19 protein-coding genes are annotated in these 21298 nt (G+C 75.1%); 13 read left to right on the top strand and 6 right to left on the bottom strand.

Annotated elements, in window-relative coordinates; translation table 11 throughout:
- Nucleotides 1–24: 24 nt before the first annotated feature.
- Genes QJS33_RS03765 through QJS33_RS03750 form a run of 4 tightly spaced genes read left to right on the top strand, consistent with a single transcriptional unit; the run spans nt 25 to nt 4616 of the window.
- Nucleotides 25–1155, top strand: coding sequence for a polyprenyl synthetase family protein (locus QJS33_RS03765; RefSeq protein ID WP_306366422.1), 1131 nt, complete (start codon nt 25–27; stop codon nt 1153–1155).
- Nucleotides 1152–2642, top strand: a complete 1491-nt coding sequence (crtI, locus tag QJS33_RS03760) for a phytoene desaturase family protein (protein WP_306366421.1) — start codon at nt 1152–1154, stop codon at nt 2640–2642. Before QJS33_RS03765 ends, crtI begins: the two co-directional genes overlap by 4 nt.
- A complete protein-coding gene (locus QJS33_RS03755) occupies nt 2639–3601 on the top strand; it encodes a phytoene/squalene synthase family protein (protein ID WP_306366420.1) in 963 nt (320 codons plus the stop codon). Before crtI ends, QJS33_RS03755 begins: the two co-directional genes overlap by 4 nt.
- 7 nt (nt 3602–3608) lie before the next feature.
- Complete coding sequence (locus QJS33_RS03750; RefSeq protein WP_306366419.1) at nt 3609–4616, top strand: DUF5914 domain-containing protein; 1008 nt, start codon at nt 3609–3611, stop codon at nt 4614–4616.
- Nucleotides 4617–4708: 92 nt separating this feature from the next.
- Here QJS33_RS03750 and QJS33_RS03745 read toward each other — a convergent pair whose 3' ends face one another.
- Entirely contained in the window at nt 4709–6241 is a 1533-nt protein-coding gene (locus QJS33_RS03745; RefSeq protein WP_306366418.1) for an FAD-dependent oxidoreductase, read from the bottom strand.
- Nucleotides 6238–6981, bottom strand: a complete 744-nt coding sequence (locus QJS33_RS03740; RefSeq protein WP_306366417.1) for a trans-aconitate 2-methyltransferase — start codon at nt 6979–6981, stop codon at nt 6238–6240. Before QJS33_RS03740 ends, QJS33_RS03745 begins: the two co-directional genes overlap by 4 nt.
- Nucleotides 6982–7037: 56 nt before the next feature.
- On the opposite strand from QJS33_RS03740, the gene QJS33_RS03735 reads away from it, so the two are divergent.
- Nucleotides 7038–8285 (top strand): lycopene cyclase family protein, encoded by a 1248-nt coding sequence (locus QJS33_RS03735; RefSeq protein ID WP_306366416.1) that lies wholly within the window; start codon nt 7038–7040, stop codon nt 8283–8285.
- Here the strand turns inward: QJS33_RS03735 and QJS33_RS03730 are convergent.
- Nucleotides 8215–9141, bottom strand: coding sequence for a MerR family transcriptional regulator (locus QJS33_RS03730; RefSeq protein WP_306366415.1), 927 nt, complete (start codon nt 9139–9141; stop codon nt 8215–8217). The two genes, QJS33_RS03735 and QJS33_RS03730, sit on opposite strands and share 71 nt — an antisense overlap.
- A 90-nt stretch (nt 9142–9231) precedes the next feature.
- Here QJS33_RS03730 and QJS33_RS03725 point away from each other — a divergent pair, with 90 nt between their 5' ends.
- The 3 genes from QJS33_RS03725 (at nt 9232) to QJS33_RS03715 (ending at nt 13499) form a co-directional block, all read left to right on the top strand.
- Complete coding sequence (locus QJS33_RS03725; RefSeq protein ID WP_306366414.1) at nt 9232–9726, top strand: DUF4383 domain-containing protein; 495 nt, start codon at nt 9232–9234, stop codon at nt 9724–9726.
- On the top strand, nt 9723–11201 hold the full coding sequence (locus tag QJS33_RS03720; RefSeq protein ID WP_306366413.1) for an SDR family oxidoreductase: 1479 nt from the start codon (nt 9723–9725) through the stop codon (nt 11199–11201). Before QJS33_RS03725 ends, QJS33_RS03720 begins: the two co-directional genes overlap by 4 nt.
- 168 nt (nt 11202–11369) lie before the next feature.
- Nucleotides 11370–13499: an MMPL family transporter gene (locus QJS33_RS03715; protein ID WP_372339577.1), complete on the top strand. Its 2130-nt coding sequence runs from the start codon at nt 11370–11372 to the stop codon at nt 13497–13499.
- 9 nt (nt 13500–13508) lie between these two features.
- Here QJS33_RS03715 and QJS33_RS03710 read toward each other — a convergent pair whose 3' ends face one another.
- Together QJS33_RS03710 and QJS33_RS03705 are read right to left on the bottom strand one after the other, a co-directional pair.
- Entirely contained in the window at nt 13509–14300 is a 792-nt protein-coding gene (locus QJS33_RS03710) for an aminotransferase class IV (protein WP_306366411.1), read from the bottom strand.
- Between the two features lie 104 nt (nt 14301–14404).
- Complete coding sequence (locus QJS33_RS03705) at nt 14405–15109, bottom strand: GntR family transcriptional regulator (protein WP_306366410.1); 705 nt, start codon at nt 15107–15109, stop codon at nt 14405–14407.
- A gap of 269 nt (nt 15110–15378) precedes the next feature.
- Here QJS33_RS03705 and QJS33_RS03700 point away from each other — a divergent pair, with 269 nt between their 5' ends.
- From QJS33_RS03700 to QJS33_RS03680, 5 genes are read left to right on the top strand one after another with little or no spacing between them, the layout of a single operon-like run.
- Nucleotides 15379–16629: an NRAMP family divalent metal transporter gene (locus tag QJS33_RS03700; RefSeq protein ID WP_306366409.1), complete on the top strand. Its 1251-nt coding sequence runs from the start codon at nt 15379–15381 to the stop codon at nt 16627–16629.
- A gap of 10 nt (nt 16630–16639) precedes the next feature.
- Complete coding sequence (locus tag QJS33_RS03695) at nt 16640–17401, top strand: LamB/YcsF family protein (protein ID WP_306366408.1); 762 nt, start codon at nt 16640–16642, stop codon at nt 17399–17401.
- A gap of 29 nt (nt 17402–17430) precedes the next feature.
- Entirely contained in the window at nt 17431–18042 is a 612-nt protein-coding gene (locus tag QJS33_RS03690; protein WP_306366407.1) for an allophanate hydrolase subunit 1, read from the top strand.
- Nucleotides 18039–18893, top strand: coding sequence for a biotin-dependent carboxyltransferase family protein (locus QJS33_RS03685; RefSeq protein WP_306366406.1), 855 nt, complete (start codon nt 18039–18041; stop codon nt 18891–18893). Before QJS33_RS03690 ends, QJS33_RS03685 begins: the two co-directional genes overlap by 4 nt.
- A gap of 23 nt (nt 18894–18916) precedes the next feature.
- Nucleotides 18917–19696, top strand: coding sequence for a putative hydro-lyase (locus QJS33_RS03680; protein WP_306366405.1), 780 nt, complete (start codon nt 18917–18919; stop codon nt 19694–19696).
- Between the two features lie 9 nt (nt 19697–19705).
- On the opposite strand, the gene QJS33_RS03675 is transcribed toward QJS33_RS03680, so the two are convergent.
- Nucleotides 19706–21220, bottom strand: a complete 1515-nt coding sequence (locus QJS33_RS03675; RefSeq protein WP_306366404.1) for a VWA domain-containing protein — start codon at nt 21218–21220, stop codon at nt 19706–19708.
- Between the last annotated feature and the right edge of the window lie 78 nt (nt 21221–21298).

Below are 21298 nucleotides of genomic sequence, written 5' to 3'. Positions count from 1 at the left end.
TTTTCCGAGATTATTGTCCCAGGCATGAACGGCCCACGGGAGGCAGTCATCGAACCCGTCCTCGACGATCCGGTTCCGCTCCATATCGACCACGTCCGCGGCGATCCGCGATCCGCGCTGGACCGGGTGCTCCGTGACCGTCTCCAGCGCCGCCTCCGCGGGGCCCGGCGGACGGACCCGGAGTTCGCCGCCGGGACCGCGGCGCAGGTGGTCGCCTTCACACTGGAGGGCGGCAAACGCCTGCGCTCCGCGCTGGCCTGGTGGGGCTGGCGCGCCGGCGGCGGCCCGGTGTCCGGACCCGTCGCCCGGCATGCGCTGGTCGCCTGCGCGTCGCTGGAACTGCTCCAGACCTGCGCGCTGGTCCACGACGACGTCATGGACGGTTCCGCGACCCGGCGGGGCGCCCCCTGCGTCCACCGGTCGCACGAGGACGAGCACCGCGAGAACGCCTGGTCGGGTGAGGCGAGGCGCTACGGCGAGTCCCTCGCCGTCCTGGTCGGCGACCTCGCCCTGGCCTGGGCCGACGACATGCTGGCCGACGCCCTGCCCGGGGTGCTCCGCCCGGAGGCGGGGCGGGCGGTCTGGCGACAGATCCGCACCGAGATGATCGCCGGGCAGTTCCTGGACATCCGCGGGCAGGCCACGGGGTCCCGTTCGGAGTCCCTGGCACTGCGCATCGACCTGCTCAAGACCGCCTCCTACACCGTGGAGCGTCCGCTGCACCTGGGGGCCGCCATGGCCGGCGCACCCCCGGCCGTGGTCGAGGCGCTGCGCTCTTACGGCCGGGACGTCGGCATCGCCTTCCAACTCGCCGACGACCTGGCGGGCGCCTACGGCGACACCGGGACCACCGGCAAACCCGTCGGCGACGACCTGCTCCAGGGCAAGACGACCCTGCTGCTGGCGCTCGGCACCCGACTGGCGCGCGATCGGCACGACGCCGCGCGTTCGGAGGTGCTGGAACAGGTCGGGGCGGGCGCCGACCCGGCACTGGCCGCCGCCGTGCTGGACGAGCTGGGGGCCCGGGAGAGGATCGCCGAGCATTGCCGCGGCCTGGCCGCCCGCGGCGTCTCCCACCTGGGCGGGATCGACCTGCCCGAACCGGTACGCGACGTCCTCACCGGCCTGGCCGGCCGCCTGGGGGAGGTCGAGTGAACCGCCGTACCGTACCCGGCCGGGGCCGGGTCGTCATCGTCGGCGCCGGACTGTCCGGCCTGGCCTGCGCCCTGCACCTGCTGGGGGCAGGCCGTGAGGTCACGGTCCTGGAACGCGACGCCCACCCGGGCGGCCGGGCGGGCCGCCTGGACCTGGACGGCTTCCGGATGGACACCGGGCCCACCGTGCTGACCATGCCCGAACTCCTGGACGAGGCGCTGGGCGCCGTCGGCGAGACCGTCGCCGACCGCCTCGACCTGGTCCCGCTGCACCCCGCCTACCGCGCCGACTTCGCGGACGGCTCCAGCATCGACGTCCACACCGACGCCGACGCCATGGCGGCCGAGGTGGCCCGGGTCGCCGGTGACCGCGAGGCCGACGGCTACCTGCGGCTTCGTGCCTGGCTCACCCGGCTCTACCGGGCCGAGATGGGCACCTTCATCGACGCGCAGTTCGACTCCCTGCTGGACCTGGCCCGGCCCGACCTGGTGCGGCTGGCCGCCCTGGGCGGGTTCGGGCGGCTCTCCGCCGCCGTCGGCCGGCACGTGCGCGACGAGCGGCTGCGCCGGATCTTCTCCTTCCAGGCCCTGTACGCCGGGGTCGCCCCGCGGCGGGCCCTGGCCGCCTACGCCGTCATCGCCTACATGGACACCGTCGCGGGCGTGTACTTCCCGCGCGGGGGCATGCGCGCCCTGGGCGACGCCCTGGCCGGCGCGGCCGCCAAGGCCGGGGCCGTGCTCCGCTACGGCGACGCCGTGACCTCGCTGGAACGGGTCGGCGACCGGGTCACCGCCGCCGTCACGGAGTCGGGGGAGCGCTTCCCCTGCGACCAGGCGGTGGTCACCGCCGACCTGCCCGCGGCCTACCGGCTGCTCGGCGGCGCACCCCGGCGCCGGGTCCCGCTCCGCTACTCGCCGTCCGCCGTGGTCCTGCACCTGGGGGTGGACCGCTCCTGGGAGCGGCTGGAGCACCACACGATCTCCTTCGGCGGAGCCTGGGACCGCACCTTCGACGAGATCATCCGCGCGGGCCGGGTGATGTCCGACCCGTCCCTGCTGGTCACCCGGCCCACCCGCACCGATCCGACACTGGCCCCCGCCGGACACGAGTCCCTGTACGTGCTGGCACCCGCCCCCAACCTGGCGGCGGGCGGCATCGACTGGGACGCGGAGGGGCCGCGTTACCGCGACCACCTGGTGTCCACCCTCCAGGAACGGGGGCTCGACGGCCTGGACGCGGCCGTCCGGGCCGAGCACCTGGTCACCCCGGCGGACTGGGCCCGGCGGGGGCTGGCGCACGGAACACCGTTCTCGCTGTCCCACACCTTCGCCCAGACCGGGCCGTTCCGGCCCCGCAACACCGTTCCCGGCCTGGCCAACGTCGCCCTGGCCGGGTGCGGCACCACGCCCGGGGTCGGCCTGCCGACCGTGCTGATCTCGGGGAAGCTCGCCGCCGCCCGCGTGGTGGAACGAACGGGGGGACGATGAGCACCGCCACCGCCGAACTCGACGCCGCCGGGATCACCCCGCGGCCGCTGCGCCTGGCCTACCTGCGCTGCCGTGAGCTGCACGCCCGCCACGGGCGCACCTACTTCACCGCCACCCGGGTCCTGCCGCCGGACCGGCGGCCCGGAGTGCACGCCCTGTACGGGTTCGCCCGCTGGGTCGACGACATCGTGGACGAGCCCGGGCCCGGCGCCACCGCCGCCGGGCGGGCGGCCCGGCTGGACGCGATCGACGCCGACCTGGCCCGGGCGCTGCACGGCGGCGAGCCCGCCGAGCCCGTGCTGCGCGCACTGGCGCACACCGTGCGCCGGTACCGCCTCCCCGCCGCGCACTTCACCGCGTTCATGCGCTCCATGCGCATGGACCTCACCGTCACCGACTACCGGGACCTGGACCACCTGCGCGAGTACATGTACGGGTCGGCGGCGGTCATCGGCCTCCAGGTACTGCCCGTGCTGGGCACCGTGGTCCCCCGGGAGGAGGCCGAGCCCCCGGCCGCCGCCCTGGGCGAGGCCTTCCAGCTGACCAACTTCCTCCGCGACACCGCGGAGGACTTCGACCGGGGCCGGGTGTACCTGCCCGCCGACGTGCTGGCCGCCCACGGGGTGGACCGCGACCTGCTGGGGCACTGCGCCCGCACCCGCCGCCCCGACCCGCGCGCCCGCCGGGCGGTCGCGGACCTGGTCGAGGTCAACCAGGGCTTCTACCGGGCCGCGGAACCCGGTATCGCGATGCTCGACCCCGTGGCGCGCCCGTGTGTCGCCACGGCGTTCCGGCTCTACCGCGCCATCCTGGACGAGATCACCGCCGCCGACCACGACGTGTGGACCACCCGCCACCGGGTCTCCGACGCCCGCAAACTCGCCGCGGCGGTGCCCGCGCTCGCCCGTGCGATGCTCGCCCGCTCGGTCCCCCGTCCCCGTCCGGCACCCGAAAGGTAGGCCCGGTGTGACCCTGCCCGATCCGACCCCCCGCCTCATCCCGCTGCGCCGCATGCCCGCGACCGCCTGGACCGCCCAGGACCCGACCTGGCGCGACGGGTCGCCCGGCATCATCGCGGCCGCGCTCAAGCGGGCGCTGGCCCGGCCCTCCGGCAACTGGTACGTGTTGGCCGCCTCCTGCGAGGTCCGCACCGACCGGCCCTTCGGCAGGCTCGTCGCGGGGGTCGAGCTGGTCGCCTGGCGCACCCCCGACGGCACCGCGCACGTCGCCCCGGGCGCCTGCCCGCACCTGGGCGCCCCCCTGTGCCGGGGCGCCGTCGCCGACGGGCGCCTGGTGTGCCGCTGGCACGGGCTGTCCCTGGGCGCGGAGGGCTTCCCCGGCTGGAGCCCGTACCCGGTCCACGACGACGGGGTGCTGGTGTGGGTGCGCCTGGACCGGGTCGGCGGCGAGGAACCGCTCGACGCCCCGGTCGTCCCCGAACGCCCGGCGCCGGAGAGGGCGATCAGCGCGGTGGAGAGCATGGCCGGCCGCTGTGAGCCCGAGGACGTGGTGGCGAACCGGCTCGACCCCTGGCACGGCTCGTGGTTCCACCCCTACAGCTTCGTCGGACTCCGGGTGACGGAGGTGCCCGAGGGGCCGGACCCGGACCCGGACCGGATGGTCGTCGAGGTGGGGTTCAAGGTGGCGGGCCGCTGGGGGGTGCCGGTGCGTGCGGAGTTCCACTGCCCGGAGCCGCGCACCGTCGTCATGCGCATCATCGAGGGTGAGGGGCTGGGCAGCGTGGTGGAGACGCACGCGACGCCGCTGGGCACGGACGCCCGGGGCGTGCCGCGGACCGCGGTCATCGAGGCGACCGTCGCCGCTTCGGACCGGCCGGGGTTCTCCGTCGCCCGCCGCTTGTCCGCCGCGGTCCGCCCGGCCGTGCGCGCGGTCGCCCGCCGCCTGTGGCGCGACGACCTCGCCTACGCCGAGCGCCGCTACCTCCTCCGCTCCACCGGCCGCTTCCCCGGCTGACCGGTTCAGCGCAGATGCCGCCGCACCTCGGCGGCGAAGCGGGGGACACCCGCGCGCTCCAGCAGACCGAGCACACCGATCACGGTGGTCGGCTACCCGCCGCGGGAGAGGCGGGCGAGGGCGCGGGCGGGGGCCAGGCGGCCGCGGCGGGGGACGGTCCACAGGGTGTGGCCGGGCAGGCCCCAACGGGACAGCAGCGCGTTGGCGGCGAGCAGGCCACTGGCGGCGGCGCGCTCCATGAGCGCCACCGGCAGATCGGTGCGGACGTGGTCGCCCGCCACCACCAGGAACGGGTCCGGAGTGGCGGTGCCCGGCCGGTCGCGGTGCGAGCCCGGGGCGAACAGCGGGCAGTCCGTGCGCAGTTCGTGCCGGGCGTCGACCACGGCGGCCGCGGCCAGCTCCGGGTACACCGACACCGCCTGCGCCCACAGGCGGTCGCGTTCGCGGTCGGGGTCGCAGCCCTCGGGCAGGGCGTAGGCGTGCAGTTCCACCACCGAGCCCCCGGTGCGGTCGGCCCACTCCCGCTCCCGGTCCCGGTACCGCTCCAGGACGCTGACGTTGTCCAGGGTCGGGTACCCGGCGGTGCCCAGGAACGCGGGCCGGTGCGGGCGCACCGGCCGGTCGAGCCAGTAGCGCGAGACCAGGAACGGCGGCGCCGACTCCAGCCGGGCCGCCCAGGCCCGCCAGGCGGCGTCCCCCAGACCGGGTGAGGCGGCGACCAGGGTGCGCAGCCCCGGGACGTCCGCGGCCAGCACCACGGCGTCGAACTCCCCGTGCCCGGGCAGTGAGAAGCGCCGCCCGCTCCCGGGCTCCACCCGTTCCACGGGCGCCCCGGTGCGCACCTTGACGTCCAGCCCGGCCAGGTACCGGACCAGCGGCTGCCAGAGCGCCTCCGGGAACGGGGCGCGCGGCACGTCGAACACCAGGCCCTCGGACGAACCCAGGAAGTACAGGTGGAACATCACCGCCAGCTCCGCCGCGGAGAGGCGGTCGACCGGGGCGAAGAAGCTGCGGGTGAACACCTCGAACGCCAGGTGCCGCGCGGTCGGCGGGAACCGGACCGCCGCCAGCAGGTCCCGCGCGCTCACGTGGTCGAGCCGCTCGTACACCCCCGGCACGTCCACGTCGAGCAGTTGCAGCGCCGCCGGGACGTTGACCCGGGCCAGGTCGCGCAGCGGGAAGCTCGGGCTGGTGGCGGCCAGCGCCAGCGCGTTCCACGGCGGGGTCGCGGGCAGTCCGGAGAACCGGTCGCGCGGCCCGTCGCGGTGGACCAGCGGGTAGTCGGCCAGGGGGACCAGCGCGTCCAGCGCCGGGTCGGCCCGCCGCAGCAGCCCCCGCAGGTTGTAGTACTGGCGGAAGAAGGCGTGGAACCCGCGGTCCATCGCCGCCCGGGATCCGTCCGCCAGGGTGGTGTCCCAACCGCGCAACCGCCCGCCCGGGGACTCCTCGCGTTCGAACACGGTCACCCGGACCCCGCGTTCGGCCAGCCCGCAGGCCGCCGCCAGCCCCGCGATCCCGCCGCCGACCACCGCGGCCTCGGGAGCCCGTGCGGTGCGCGGAGCGACCGGCGGTGCGGGCGGGACCTCTTCGGCGCTCGGGTCGTGAACATCGGCCGGCCGGCTCACCGGGCCCCCTCCGGCCGTGCGCCCGCGAACGTGTGCGTGATGCCGTACTGCCAGCCCGGCATGGGTGCGGAGGCCACCGACACCAGCCCCGCGCGGCGCATCCGCGCCAGCAGAGCCCGGCGGCCGTCGAACTCCAGGACGCTGCGCCACAGGTACCGGAACAGGGCGTCGTCCCCCGACAGCGCCCGTCCGGCGGGGATGATCACCGCCCGGCACACCGCCGTCCACACGGTCCGCGCCGCGGCCGAGTCGGCCACCGAGTACTCGTGCAGTACCAACCGGCCGCCCGGGCGCAGCAGGTCCCGCATCACCGCCAGCGCCCGGTCGGGGTCGGGGCAGTTGCGGATGAGATAGGCCCCGAACACCGCGTCCGCCGGGCCGCCGAGCCGCTCGGCCGCCCACTCCGGGGTCAGGTCCTCGACCCGCGCACGGTGGAACGACACCGTGTCCGGCCAGGACTTGGCCCGGGCCGCGTCCAGCATCCCCGCAGAGGCGTCCGCCCCGACGATCCGGGCCGAGGGCACGGTGTCGAGCAGGGCCGCGGTGGAGGCCCCGGTCCCGCAGCCCAGGTCCAGGATCCGCGGCTCGGGTGACAGCGCACCGGGGTCCAGCCGCCGTGCGGAGATCCGCAGGTGGGCGTGGTAGCCGGGACTGCCGGCCACCAGCCTGTCGTACACGGCCGCGGCGAGGTCGAACCCTTCCGTGACCTCGCCGTCCTGCTTGGCTCGGGTGGTGTCCACGCGTCCTCCGGGTGCACGCTGGCCTGGGTGCGGTCGCCCACGGCAGAGTGGGGGCCATGACCGATCATGACGTGGTGATCGTGGGCGGGGGAGCCGCAGGGCTCACCCTGGCCCACCGCGTGTCGGCCGTCAACCACCCCGACGGGGCCCCGGTGCGTGTCGCCCTGGTGGAGCCCCCGCAAGGGCCGCACACCCCGCCCCCGCGCACCTGGTGCTTCTGGGAACCCGACGGCGGTGAGTGGGACCACCTGCTGGCCGCCCGGTGGCGGAACCTGACCGTCGTGGGCCCCGACGGCACCGGCCGCACCGCTCCCGCCGACCCCTTCGTGTACAAGATGCTGCGCTCGGTCGACCTTGAGGCCTATGTGCGGTCCGGCTTCGGGGACCGGGTCGCCGCCGTGCCCCTACTGGTCGACGCGGTTCGGGACGGCGCCGACCGCGCCGTGGTGGAGGGGGTGATGCCCGATGGCTCCCCGGCCCGGCTGACCGCCCGCTGGGTGTTCGACTCACGGCCGCCCCGCCCCCTTCCGGCCGGCCGCACCCTACTGCTCCAGCACTTCCGGGGCTGGTTCGTGCGCACCCCCGCCGACGCCTTCGACCCGGCGGCGGCGGTGCTGATGGACTTCACCCCGCCCCAGCCGGAGAACGCGGTGGCCTTCGCCTACGTGCTCCCGCTGTCGGCGCGCGAAGCGCTGGTGGAGTACACCGAGTTCGGGCCCGCTCCGCTCACCACCGCCGAGTACGACCGCCGCCTGGCCGACCACTGCGCCCGCCTGGGCCTGTCGGGGTTCGAGGTCACCGCCGCCGAGCAGGGCGTCATCCCGATGACCGACGCGCGTTTGCGAACCCGGGCCGGGCGGCGGGTCTTCCGGATCGGCGGGGCGGGCGGGGCCACCCGGCCCTCCACCGGGTACACGTTCAGCGGGGTGCTGCGCCAGACGGCGGCCGTGGCGGCGGCCCTGGAGCAGGGGCGGGTCCCGGTCCCGCCGGTCCCGCACCGGCGCCGCCACCTGGCCATGGACGCGGTCCTGCTGCGCGCGCTGGCCACCGGCCGGGTGCGCGGCGCGGAGTTCTTCACCCGTCTGCTCGCCCCCGACCGGCTGGGCGACGTGCTGGCCTTCCTCGACGGCGGCACCCGGCTGCCCCGCGAACTGGCGCTGGGCCTGCGCACCCCGGTCGGCCCGATGTCCCTGACCGTGCTCGACCACCTGTGGTACTCGGCCCGTGCCGCCCTCAACCCGGGTCGAGCGTCCGTACCGCCTCCGCCAGCGACCCCAGGTGGCCGCGCCCGGCACGCGCGGTGAGGGAGCGCCACCCGTCCCCGGCCGTGTACACCCGGACCGCCTGCGGTGAGTCCACGGCCGCGCCCACGGCGGCGCGCAGCGCGGCCATGCCGCCGGGGCCTCCCACATGGGACCAGAGGACCACGGCCCGGGGAGCGGTGCGCCGCACCGCTCGCTCCGTCGCGTCCACCGGGGTGCAGGCGCCCAGGACCAGGTGGGCGAGCCCGCGTTCGCGCAGTGCGGCGGCCAGCGCCTCCACCGGCAGGCTGTGCATCTCCTCCGGGCCGCAGGCCAGCAGCACCGGGCGGGCGCCGGAACGGTCGGCGGCCGGGGGCGCGGGTATCCGGCGCAGCGCCGAGGAGACGCACCACGACAGCAGGTGCTCCACCTCCACGTAGCGCCGGGTGTCCGCCCACCTGCGGCCCATCCCGTACAGCAGCGGCATCGCCAGCCCCTCCCAGGCCGCGACCACGCCCTCGGCGCGCAGCGCGCGCCCGAGCAGTTCCTCGACGAGGTCGGCGTCCAGGCGCATCGCCGCCCGGGCCACCCCCTGGAGGGTGGGCGCCCCGCCGACCGGCGGTGTCTCACCGCCGGGGCGCGGACCGGTGCCGTGCTCCGAGCGCGGCGCGGGCACACGCGGGGGGCCGGCCGCCGGTCGCGCCAGCACCCGTTCGGCCGCGACGGCCGGGGCCAGCCCCTCGCCGACGAGGCGGCACAGCTCCCGCAGCCGTTCCACGTCCTGCCGCGTGTAGCGCCGGTGCCCGCCGGGGCTGCGTTCGCGCGGACCTATCCCGTATCTGCGGTCCCAGCTGCGCAGCGTGGCGGGGGCGACGCCGAGCAGGCGCGCGGCCGCTCCCGGGGTCAGTGCGTCGGCCATGGTCCCCCAAGCGTTGCGAAAGCGGTGCGAGTTGTCCTGCTCGCCTTCGCGACCGACTCTAGCTGCAAGGACGTGAAACGGAGGGTCATCATGGACCTGGACACCGCCCATTCCGCCGACCGCCGCCTGGCCGTCGTCCACCGAGTCGGGACAGCGCTCCTCGGACTCGTCCTGGTGGGATTCGGCGTCACGAGCCTGTTCGTGCGGCTTCCGCTCTTCGACACCCGGGGCGAGGTCATCGCGGGGCTCTCCACGAACGGCGCCCTCGGCTTCATCTCGGTGGCCATCGGTTCGCTGCTGGTCGGCGCGGTCGTGGTGGGGGGCACCTTCTGTTCGACGGTGTCGACCCTGGTCGGTGCGGGTTTCATCGCGAGCGGCCTGGTCAACCTCTATCTCATGAGCACCGACAACAACTTCCTGGCCTTCTCGATGCCCAACGTCATCTTCAGCTTCGCCGTCGGCATCCTGCTGCTCACCGTCGGCATGTACGGCCGCTTCACGGGCGGTCTGCCCGAGGACAACCCGTACCGGCGCCACCGCGAGCGGCGTCGCGTCCACCGCGCACCGGCGCGGGCGGGTCGGTGAACGGCCGCCGGGCCCTGGTCACCGGGGCCACCGGCTACATCGGGGGGCGGCTGGTCCCGCAGCTGCTGGACGCCGGCTTCGAGGTTCGCTGCCTGGCCCGCGACCCGGGCAAGCTGCGCGACCACCCCTGGCGCGAACGTGTCGAGGTCGTCCGCGGCGATGTGGTCTCGGGAGAGGGGCTCCGGGAGGCACTGGCGGACGTCGGAGTGGCCTACTACCTCGTCCACTCCATGGCGGGGGACCGGGACTTCTCCGGTACCGATGCCCGTGGTGCTCGGAACTTCGCCGATGCGGCCGCCGGGGCGGAGGTGTCCAGGGTCGTCTACCTGGGCGGGCTGGCGCCCGAGGGCGAGCACCTGTCCGCGCACATGGCATCCCGGACCGAGGTGGGCCGCATCCTGCTGGAGGGCCCCGTGCCCGCCGCCGTGCTGCGGGCCGCCGTGATCATCGGGTCGGGGTCGGCGTCCTTCGAGATGCTGCGGTATCTCACCGAACGGCTCCCCGTGATGACCACGCCCCGCTGGGTGCGCAGCCGGGTGCAGCCGATCGCCGTACGCGATGTGCTGCGGCTGCTCGTCGGGTCGGCCGACCTGCCTCCGGACCGCAATCGCGCCTTCGACGTCGGCGGGCCCGACGTCCTCACCTACGCGGACATGATCCAGCGGTTCGCGAAGGCGGCGGGACTGCGGCCGCGTGTCATCCTGCCGGTCCCGGTGCTGTCCCCGGGGCTGTCGAGCCTGTGGGTCGGTCTGGTCACCCCGGTGCCGCCCGCCATCGCCCGCCCGCTGGTGGAGTCCCTGCGCCACGACGCGGTGTGCGGCGAGGACGACCTGTCCGATCTGCTCGGCGACCACGAGCGGATCGGGTTCGACCGCGCGGTGGGGCTGGCGATCCGCCGCACCGCCCAGTCCCGGGTGGACACCCGCTGGACGTCGGCGTCCTGGGCGGGCGCCCCGTCCGACCCGCTGCCCAGCGACCCGGACTGGGCCGGCGGCAGCCTGTACACCGACGAGCGGGTACGGGAGGTGGACGCCCCGCCGGAGGCGGTGTGGCGGGTGGTCGAGGGGATCGGCGGCGAACGGGGCTGGTACTCGTGGCCGCTCGCCTGGGCGGCCCGCGGCTGGATCGACCTGGCGGTGGGCGGGGTGGGCCCGCGCCGGGGCCGCCGCGATCCCGGACGTCTGCGGGTGGGCGACTCCCTGGACTTCTGGCGGGTCGAGGAGATCGTTCCGGGGCGACTGCTGCGACTGCGCGCGGAGATGCGGCTGCCCGGCCCGGCGTGGCTGGAGTTCACGGTCGAGCGCGGTGAGGGGCGCACGGTCCTGCGCCAGCGTGCGCTGTTCCGGCCCCGCGGCCTGACAGGCCACCTTTACTGGGCTGCGGTGACGCCGTTCCACGGTGTGGTCTTCGGCTCCATGTCGCGGAACATGGCCCGCATGGCCCAGAGCGAGGCACGCGAGCCCGCGGCCGTCTGACTGCGCAGCCCCGCCCTGGCCGCCCCGTGCCGTTCCCGGCGCGGGGCGGTCGGTGTGCGGGCCCCGGGCGGCGCCGTTCCCCGGAGGGTGTAGAGTCGCGCCCAAGAAATGCTTGAAAAACGAGATGCTTGTTTTCCGTGGCTTTTGCCGTGGTGGAGGGGAACATCGGTGAACGAGGAGAGGCGGCCGGAACGCCGGTCGCGGTGGTGGATCGGGGCGGCACTGCTCGTCGTCCTGCTGTGGACACTGGGCGGCGGGCCCCTGGGCGCTTTCCTGGGCAGGCTCGGCGAGGTGCAGACCAACGACCGGTCCGCCTTCCTCCCAGTGGGGGCGGAGTCCACCGAGGTCGCCCGGATCGCCGAGGACTTCGACCGCGAGGACGCGGTGCCCGCCATCGCCCTCTGGTCCGGCGACGGGGACATCACCGGGGAGGAACTGGGGGACATCGCCGCCCTCGGTGAGGAGATCGCCGACCGGCCATGGGTCTCCGGCGACGTGGTCGGCCCCTTCCCCGGTACCGAGGACCCCTCCGTCGCCCAGTTGATCGTGCCGATCGACTCCGGCGCGAAGACCTCCGAAGCGGTCGAGGAACTGCGCGCCGTTCTCGCCGGTGAGCCCGTCGGCGACCTCACGGTCCAGGTCACCGGCCCGGCGGGATACGCCGCCGACCTCGCTGCCGCCTTCGGCGGAATCGACTCCACCCTGCTGCTCGTCGCGGTCACAGCCGTACTGGTCATCCTCGTCGCCGTCTACCGCTCCCCGCTGCTGCCGGTCCTGGTCATCCTGGCGTCCCTGCTGGCCCTGGGCCTGTCGGGCGCCCTCGTTTACCTGGCCGCCGACGCCGGGTGGGTCAGCCTCAACGGGCAGAGCCAGGGCATTCTCTTCATCCTCGTCGTAGGTGCCTGCACCGACTACGCCCTGCTGCTCGTCGCCCGCTACCGCGAAGAGTCGGCCCTGCGCGACCGCGTCCCGACCGCCGTCCTGGCCGCGCTGAGCGGTGTCACCGGCCCGGTGCTCGCCTCCGCCGGCACCGTCGTCCTGGGCTTGCTCTGCCTGCTCGCCGCCGACCTGGCCTCCACCCGCAGCCTCGGCCCGGTCGTGGCCATCGGCGTCGGAGCGGCCGTGCTCTCGGCGATGACCTTCCTGCCCGCCGCGCTCGCCCTCGCCGGCCGGGCCGCGTTCTGGCCGAGCGCCCCGCACCGCCCCACCGCCGTCACCGGGGGAGACACCGACCGCGTCATGGCAGCCCACCCCCTGTGGGGCCGGGTCGCCCGGGCCGTCGCCCGCCGACCGCGCGCGCTGTGGCTCGCCACCACGGCGCTGCTGGCCGCGGCGGCCGTGTTCGCCCCCGCGTTCAGTGCCCAGGGCACCGGCCAGGCCGAGGTGTTCCGCACCGAGGTGGAGGCGGTCACCGCGCAGGAGGCCCTGGACCGGGGCTTCGGGAGCGACGCGGCCGCCGCACCCGCCCTGATCGTCGCCGACGCCGACCACCTCGACGCCGTCGTCGCGGCGGCGGAGTCGTCCCCGACCGTGGAGAGCGCCGTCCCCGTCACGGAACCCGGACCTCCCGGGGCCGACCTGCCGCCGCTGACCGAGGACGGCCGCGTGCTGGTCGAGGCGGTCCTCACCGTGGGCCCGGAGTCTCCCGAGGCCGTGGACGCCGTGCGCGACCTGCGCGAACGCCTGGCCGCGGACGCTCCGGACGCCGGCGCCCTGGTGGGCGGCGTCACCGCCACCGACCTGGACACCCTGGAGACGGCCCAACGCGACTTCCTGGTGGTGGTGCCGCTGGTCCTGGTCGTGGTCCTGCTGGTGCTCGTCGTCCTGCTGCGGGCACTGGTCGCCCCGCTGCTGCTCATGGCCGCCAACGTGCTGTCGTTCGCCGCCGCCCTGGGCGTGGGGACCCTGGTCTTCGACCACGTGCTGGACCTACCGGGCGCCGACCCGGTGGTGCCGCTGTTCGCGTTCGTCTTCCTGGTGGCGCTGGGCATCGACTACAGCATCTTCCTCATGTCGCGGGCCCGGGAGGAGACCCTGGCCCACGGGCACCGCGACGGCGTGCTGCGGGCGCTCGCCGTCACCGGCGGCGTCATCACCTCCGCCGGTGTGGTGCTGGCCGCCACCTTCGCCGCGCTCGCCGTCATCCCGCTGCTGTTCCTGCTCCAGCTGGCCTTCCTGGTGGCGTTCGGGGTGCTGGTGGACGCGCTGCTGGTGCGTACCGTGCTGGTGCCCGCCCTGGCGCTGGACGCGGGACCGCGCACCTGGTGGCCGGGCCGGGCCCGACGCGCCGGGGCCTGATCCGGCGGGTCACAGGGGGTCGCCCGGCAGGTCCCGGTAGGTGGCGGCCAGCTTGTTGGTGAGCGCGGCCAACGGAAGCCGCTCCCCGTCGATGGAGATCACCGGGCGCACTCCGGTGACCGCGTTGGTCACGAACGCCCCGGCCATCCGGGTCGCGGCCGCCGCCGACAGCGGCCGGGTGGAGACCGGTACGCCCATGTCCTCGGCCAGCCCGCTCACCAGTCGGGCGGTCACCCCCGACAGCACCGGGGCCTGCGGCCAGACCAGGCCCTCACCGTCCAGGAAGCAGATGTTCCAGGTGGGCCCCTCCGACACCCGGCCGTCCACCCCGTGGAACAGGGCGTCGTCGTGCCCGTCCAGCTGCGCGGCCCGCCGCTGGCGGATCGGGCCGAACAGACCGGTGCCCTTCACCTGCGGGGTGTCCCGGGCGTACCGGCGTGTGCCCAGCCGCAACGGGGACGGCAGCCGGTCGGGGGCGGGGGCGGGCCGGGTGGTGACGAGGATCTGCGGAAGGCTGCGCTTGGCGGGCCTGCCCAGGTCCAGCCCGGGGTCGAAGACGGTCACCCGGATGACGGCGGGGGAGGTGTGCGCGCGGGCGCTGCGCCGCGCCAGCTCGCGCACCCGGGGGATGTCCGGATCGGTGCCGAACAGTGCCCGGCAGTCCTCGCGCAACCGGTCCATGTGCAGCTCCAGGCCGCGTACGCGCAGGTCGGCGACGAGCATGGTGGTGAAGTGGCCGTAGCCGTGGAGGGCGAGGGAGGCGAGCTCCCCGGTGGTGGCAGGGCGTCCGTTCAGTTCCATTGCGCGCCCATCATGGCATTTCGGGACCTGTGTCACCGGGCTTTTCCCCAGCCTTGCCGGAAGCGGTGGCGAACCCCCAGGTCAGCCCGGCACCGACCGCGCGGTCAGCCGGTGCCGTCGGCCTCGCGGGCGAGGAAGGCGGTGATCAGCTGCTCCTCCGAGGTGTCCAGGTAGTTCTCCAGCTCGGCGGCGGCGGCCGTGTGGTCGCCGTCGGCGAGCAGGGTGTGGATGCGCCGGTTCCAGTCCAGGTAGGGCGCGTGGAACTCGCGGGGCGCGTCCATCACGTGGAAGGCGAGCCGGGTCTCGGCCAGGATCCGGCTCATGAACTCGTCGACGCGGACGCTGCCCGCCAGCCCGGCCAGCGACTGGTGGAAGTGCATGTTCGCGGTGCCCACGCCCCACCAGTCGCCCGCGTCGCGGGCCGCCACCCCCTCGGCGACGGCCCGGCCCACCGCCTGCACCGCCTCGGGGACGGGGTCGGCGGCGCGCTGCACCGCGGGCAGTTCCAGCGAGCGCCGAGCCCGGAACAGGTCGCGGACGTCCTCCGTGGTGGGCAGCGTGACGAACACGCCGCGGTGCATCTGGTGGACCACCAGACGCTCGCGGACGAGCAGCCGGAACGCCTCGCGCAGGGTGTTGCGGGAGACACCGAGCTCCTCGCTCAGCCGCTCCTCGGACAGGCGCCGACCGGGCGGGTGGTCGCCGTCGATGACGGCTTCGCGCAGCAGTTCGGCGACCCGCTCGGCCTGGCTGGGCAGCGGCAGCAGCCGTCGGGTCGGCCTGCCGATGCGGTCGTCCGTGGCCGTCACTGGGGCTCCTCGCTGGAAAAAGGGGCGGTGCCCTCCCATTGTCGCCGATGGCCCGGGGTTCCGGGCTGGGTCTCCCCGGCGCGAGCGCTCCATTGGATGATCCTATGAATCGCCGGTCGATGTGAGCGGACCGTTACATCTCTGACCAGCGATCTTTGCGGGCGGACTCTTTACTCGCCTTGTTGGATTGAAGTATTGTTCAACAATCCAACGACGTGGAGTGGTCCGTGTCACGTCGTATTCTCCGGCTCCCAACCGAGGAGAGACCCATGGGCGACACGCCCCCCGCACCCGCCGAGGTGCGCCCCCGTCCCGGGCGGGTCGCGCTGAGCAGCGCCCTGCTCGGCGCGATGTTCCTCATGGCCACCAGCGCCATCGGCCCCGGCTTCATCACCCAGACCACTCAGTTCACGGCGCAGCTCGGCGCCACGTTCGCCTTCGCGATCCTCCTCTCGATCCTCGTGGACATCGCCGTCCAGCTGAACATCTGGCGGGTCGTCGGCGTCGCGAACATGCGCGCCCAGGACCTGGCCAACAAGGTCGTCCCCGGCGCCGGATACCTGCTGGCCGTCCTCATCGTCTTCGGCGGCCTGGTCTTCAACGTCGGCAACCTCGCCGGCACCGGACTGGGCCTGAACGCCCTGGCCGGACTCGACCCCCGGATCGGTGCGGTCATCTCCGCGGTCCTGGCCGTCGTCATCCTGGGCGCCAAGAGGCTGGGCGCGGCACTGGACCGCATCCTGGTCGTCCTCGGCGTCGCGATGATCGGCCTCACCCTGTACGTCGCGATCATCTCGCGGCCCCCGGTCGGCGAGGCCCTGCGCCAGTCCGTCCTGCCCGAACACCTCGGCACGGACGTCTTCCTGGCCACCGTCACCATCATCGGCGGCACCGTCGGCGGTTACATCACCTACGCCGGGGTCCACCGCCTCATCGAGGCAGGGCGGGGCGGCCCCGAGAACATCGCCGCGATCTCCCGCACCTCCGTGCTGGGCATCATCGTCACCGGTGTCATGCGCGTGCTGCTCTTCCTCGCCATCCTCGGCGTGGTCTCCGGCGGCGTCGAGATCCTCAACTCCGACAACCCGTCGGCCGAGGCCTTCCTCCAGGCCGCGGGAGAGGCGGGCATGCGCCTGTTCGGCGTGATCATGTGGGCGGCCGCGGTCAGCTCCGTGATCGGCGCCTCCTACACCTCGATCTCCTTCGTCTCCACCTTCCACTGGCGCCTGGAGAAGTACAGGGGGCTCCTCGTCACCGCCTTCATCGGCGTTTCCCTGGTCGTCCTGCTCGTCTCCGGCCAGGCCCCGACCACGCTCCTGGTCCTGGCCGGCGCGCTCAACGGCATCATCCTGCCGGTCGGCCTGGGCATCATGCTCTGGGTCGCGGCCCGCCGCTCCCGGGACCTGCTCGGCGGCTACCGGTACCCCGTGTGGCTGGTCGTCATCGGCGTCCTGGCCTGGGCCCTCACCGCCTACATGGCGGTCAACTCCCTCGGCGGCATCGCCGCCCTCTGGCAGTAGAGGAGCACCCGTGTCCCGCATCGACCTCAACTCCGACCTCGGCGAGGGCTTCGGCCGCTGGGAGCTCGGCGACGACCGCGCACTGCTGTCCATCGTCACCAGCGCCAACGTCGCCTGCGGCTTCCACGCGGGCGACCCCCTGGTGCTGCGCCGCACCACCGCGGACGCCGCCGCCCGCAACGTGGCGGTCGGCGCCCACGTCGGCTACCGCGACCTGGCCGGGTTCGGCCGCCGCTTCATCGACGTCCCGCCCGCGGAACTGACCGCCGACGTCCTGTACCAGATGGGTGCGCTGTCGGCCTTCACCCGCCTGGCCGGCGACCGCATCCGCTACGTCAAGCCGCACGGGGCGCTCTACAACACGATCGTCCACCACGAGCAGCAGGCCGCCGCCGTGGTCGAGGCCGTCCGCGCCTTCGACCCCGGCCTGCCCGTGCTCGGCCTGCCCGGCTCCCGGTTCCTGCACCTGGCGGAGAAGGCCGGGCTGCCCACCTACCGGGAGGCGTTCGCCGACCGCGCCTACACCCCCGAGGGCACCCTGGTCTCCCGCCGCGAACCCGGCGCCGTCCTGCACGACCCCGCGGAGATCGCCGAGCGCTGCCTGCGCATCGCCCGGCGGGAACCGGTCACCGCGGTCGACGGGAGTGAGATCCTCATCGAGGCCGACTCCCTGTGCGTCCACGGCGACAGCCCCGGAGCGGTCGCCATCGCCCGTACCGTCGCCGAACGGCTGCGCGCCGCAGGCGTCACCCCGGCGCCGTTCGCCCGCTGACCGTCCGGGACCGGCCCGAAGGAGAATCCGTGCGCGTACTGACCTGCGCCGACAGCGGTGTGCTGGTGGAGGTCGCCGACCTGACCGAGGTGATCGCCCTGGGGGCGGCCCTGGAGGCCGCCCCCGTCCCGGGCGTCGCCGACGTCGTCCCGGCGGCGCGGACCGTGCTGCTGCGGCTCACCCCCGGGGCCGACCCCGGCGCGGTGGCCGCCGCGGTGCGCGAGGTCCCGCTCGCCCCGGCCGGGGAACGCGCCGAAGGGGAGACCGTGGTCCTCCCGGTGGTCTACGACGGCGAGGACCTGGCCGACGTCGCCGGGGCGACCGGCCTCACCCCGCGCGGGGTGGTCGAGGCGCACACAGCGGCCACCTGGACCGTCGCGTTCTGCGGCTTCGCACCCGGGTTCGGCTACCTGGTGTGCGACGATGAGCGCCTGCACGTCCCGCGCCGCGCAGAGTCCCGCACCCGGGTCCCCGCCGGGTCGGTCGCCCTGGCCGGGGAGTTCACCGGCGTGTACCCGCGCAGCTCCCCGGGCGGTTGGCAACTGCTCGGTCGCACCGAGGAGAAGATCTGGGACCTGCACCGCGACCCGCCCGGCCTGCTGCGCCCGGGTGTGCGCGTCCGCTTCGAGGAGGTGCGGTGAACGCCCTGGAGATCGTGGCGACCGGGCCGCTGACCACGGTCCAGGACACCGGGCGGTTCGGCCACGCCGCCCTGGGCGTGGGCCGCTCCGGCGCCGCCGACGCCGCCTCCTACGCCCTGGCCAACCGCATGCTCGCCAACCCGGCCGGGGCCGCCGCCCTGGAGGCCACCCTGGGCGGGCTGAGGGTACGGGCCCGCGGCCCCCTGACGGTCGCCGTCACCGGGGCCGAGGTACCGCTCCAAGTGGACGGCCGCGGGGCCGCCATGAACACCGTCCTGCGGCTGGCCGACGGCGCCGAACTGACGATGGGCCTCCCGACCCGGGGCCTGCGCACCTACCTGGCCGTGCGCGGAGGCGTGGCCGTACCGCCGGTCCTGGGCTCGCGCAGCACCGACGTGCTGGCCGGGCTCGGCCCCGACGTGCCCACCCCCGGGACCCTGCTGCCGGTCGGCCCGCCGCCCGCCGGGTTCCCCAACGTCGACCTGGCCCCGGTCCCGCCGGTCGGCGGACCGGAGACGACCCTGCGCGTGGTCCCGGGCCCGCGCGAGGACTGGTTCACCGGCGACGCCCTCACGACCCTGCTCACCTGCGCCTACGAGGTCACCTCGCGCAGCGACCGGGTCGGCGCCCGGCTGTCCGGGCCGGTCCTGGAACGGTCGCGCGAGGGCGAACTGCCCAGCGAGGGCATGGTGCCCGGGTCGCTCCAGGTGCCGCCCACCGGCGAACCCGTGCTGTTCCTGGCCGACCACCCGGTCACCGGCGGGTACCCGGTGATCGCGGTGGTCCGCTCCACCGACCTGCCCCGGGCGGCCCAGGCCAGGCCCGGGACCGCGATCCGCTTCACGCTCTAGAACTCTGGAAGGAGAGGCCGCCGATGGACCCGGCCCGGCTGTCCCCGAAGCAGGCCCGCGCGCTGTTCCGCTCCGGGCTGCGCACGACCACCTCGGGGTTCAGCCCCGGGTACGCGCAGGCCAACCTCATCGCCCTGCCGCGCGAGGCGGCCTTCGACTTCCTGCTGTTCGCCCAGCGCAACCCCAAACCGTGCCCGGTGCTGGACGTGACCGAACCGGGGCAGGTGTCGGCGTCGGTGTTCGACGGCGACCTGCGCACCGACCTGCCCGCCTACCGCGTCTACCGGCACGGCGAGCCGGCCGAGGAGCGCACCGACGTCACCGACCTGTGGCGGGACGACCTGGTGGCGTTCCTTATCGGGTGCAGCTTCACCTTCGAGACGCCGCTGCTGGAGGCCGGGGTCCCGGTGCGCCACATCGAGGCCGGGACCAACGTCGCGATGTACCGGACCAACCGGGAGTGCCGTCCGGCCGGGCGGTTCCGCGGCCCGCTGGTGGTGTCCATGCGGCCGATCCCGGCGGACCGGGTGGCCGACGCCGTGCGCATCACCTCCCGCTACCCGGCCGTGCACGGGGCGCCGGTGCACGTGGGCGACCCGGCGGCGCTGGGCATCGCCGACCTGTCCCGGCCCGACTACGGCGACCCGGTCCAGGTGCGGGAGGGGGAGATCCCGGTGTTCTGGGCGTGCGGGGTGACCCCGCAGGCCGCGGTGGCGGCCTCGGCCCCGGAGTTCGCCATCGGGCACGCCCCGGGGCACATGGCCGTCACCGACGTCAGGGACTCCTGCTACCAGGTGCCCTGACCCGGCCGGTCAGGACCGCTCGGTCCCGCCCTGTCCACCGCCCTCCTCGGGGGAGTCCGGGGAGGAGAGCCGCCGGTCGGGGTCCTGGTCGCGCAGCCGCCGCCTGCGCCGCGGCGCGGCGGGCGGCTCCTGCCCCGGGTCGCCCGCCGGGGCGGGGGGAGGCGACGCCTGCGGGCCGGTGGGCGTCCCGGGCGCCGGCGGTGCCGACGGGGCCTGGGACTGCGACTGCTCGTAGCGGCCCCGCTTGCGGGAGTACCCGGACTGGCTGGCGTAGGTCATCTTGGCGGCCCGCGAGATGTCGTCCCTGCGGGCCCTGCGGGCCATGTCCCGCAACTCCGCGGACTGGGCGGCGGCCGCCGACGGGGGTGCCCCGTACGCGGCGCCCGGGGCCGCGGGGCCGCCACCGAGGAAGTCCGGCGTGTCCAGGTCGTCCAGGTCCTGCCCGGCCCGGTCCAGCAGCCGGGCCGCCTCGGCCCGGTCGCCCCGCCGCAGCGCCTCGCTCGCCCGCTTCTTGGCGGTCTGCGCCTTCTGGAGCGCCTCCTCGGTGCGCACCTCCGGGCGCGGCACCCGGCCCGCGGCCTCGTCGCCCGGCACCACGTTCACACCGACCGGCAGTGTCGCGTTGTAGGTCGTCAGGGTCTCCGGGTCCACATAGGTGACCTCCAGCGTGGTCAGGGTGACCGTCCCCAGAGACGACATCCCCGGCACCTCCAGCCGCAGCAGCAGCCGGCGCTCCTCACCGGAGTGGAAGTCGCCCAGTTCCACCACCACCGACCCGTCCGGCAGGCGGTGCGAGGGCATCTCGCCGACCACGTCCACCGCCCGCACGTGCTCGCCCGCCGGGATCCGCAGCGACACCGCCTGAGCGCTCTTGGCCAGCAGGTACTCCGCCTCCTGCACGATCAGCCCGCCCGCGGTGTCGGGGTCCTCGGCGAACAGGGCGCTGCCCGTACCGCCCTCGGCCACCGCACCGAGCAGCGCCTCGTCGTAGCCCAGCCCGTAGCCGAGCGTGCCCACCGCGACCCCGTGCCCGTAGGCGTCGGCCGCCACCTGCCGCAGCAGGTCGTGGTCGGTGACGCCGTTGTTGGCGTGCCCGTCCGAGATGAGCAGCAGCGTCGCACCCCGTTCCCCGCCCGCCCGGCGGGCCTCCTGGACGCCGCGCAGCAGGCCGCTGGACAGGTCGGTGCCCCCGTTCGCCCGCAGCTCCCCGATGGCCCGCCGGGCGGCGGGCTTGTCGGTCAGCGGTCCGCAGGGCACCACCACACGCGCCTGGGTGTCGAACACGACCAGCCCGAAGTCGTCGGAGGGGTCGAGCCGGTCGACCAGCCCCAGCAGGGCCTGCACCGCCCCGGCCAGGCGGCCGCCCTGCATGGAACCGCTGGTGTCCAGGACGATCTGGAAGGTCGCCCTGGGCCGTCGGGCGTCCTGCCCCCGTTCGGGCGCGGTGATGTCGAGCAGGACGGCCACGGCGTCCTCGGCGTCCAGGGGCACGACGTCGAAGTCGAGCAGTGCGGACAGGTGCACGGGCGTCTCCCGGGGTAGGTTGGCCCCAGACTAGGTGTCGCCCCCGACGCGCGCCCGGCCCCCGGCCCCGGTGGCCGG

The sequence above is a fragment of the Nocardiopsis sp. CC223A genome (assembly GCF_030766825.1).
Taxonomy (GTDB): Bacteria; Actinomycetota; Actinomycetes; order Streptosporangiales; family Streptosporangiaceae; genus Nocardiopsis.
Note: the sequence above shows the minus strand (reverse complement) of the source record. Positions and strands in the feature narration are given on the sequence as shown.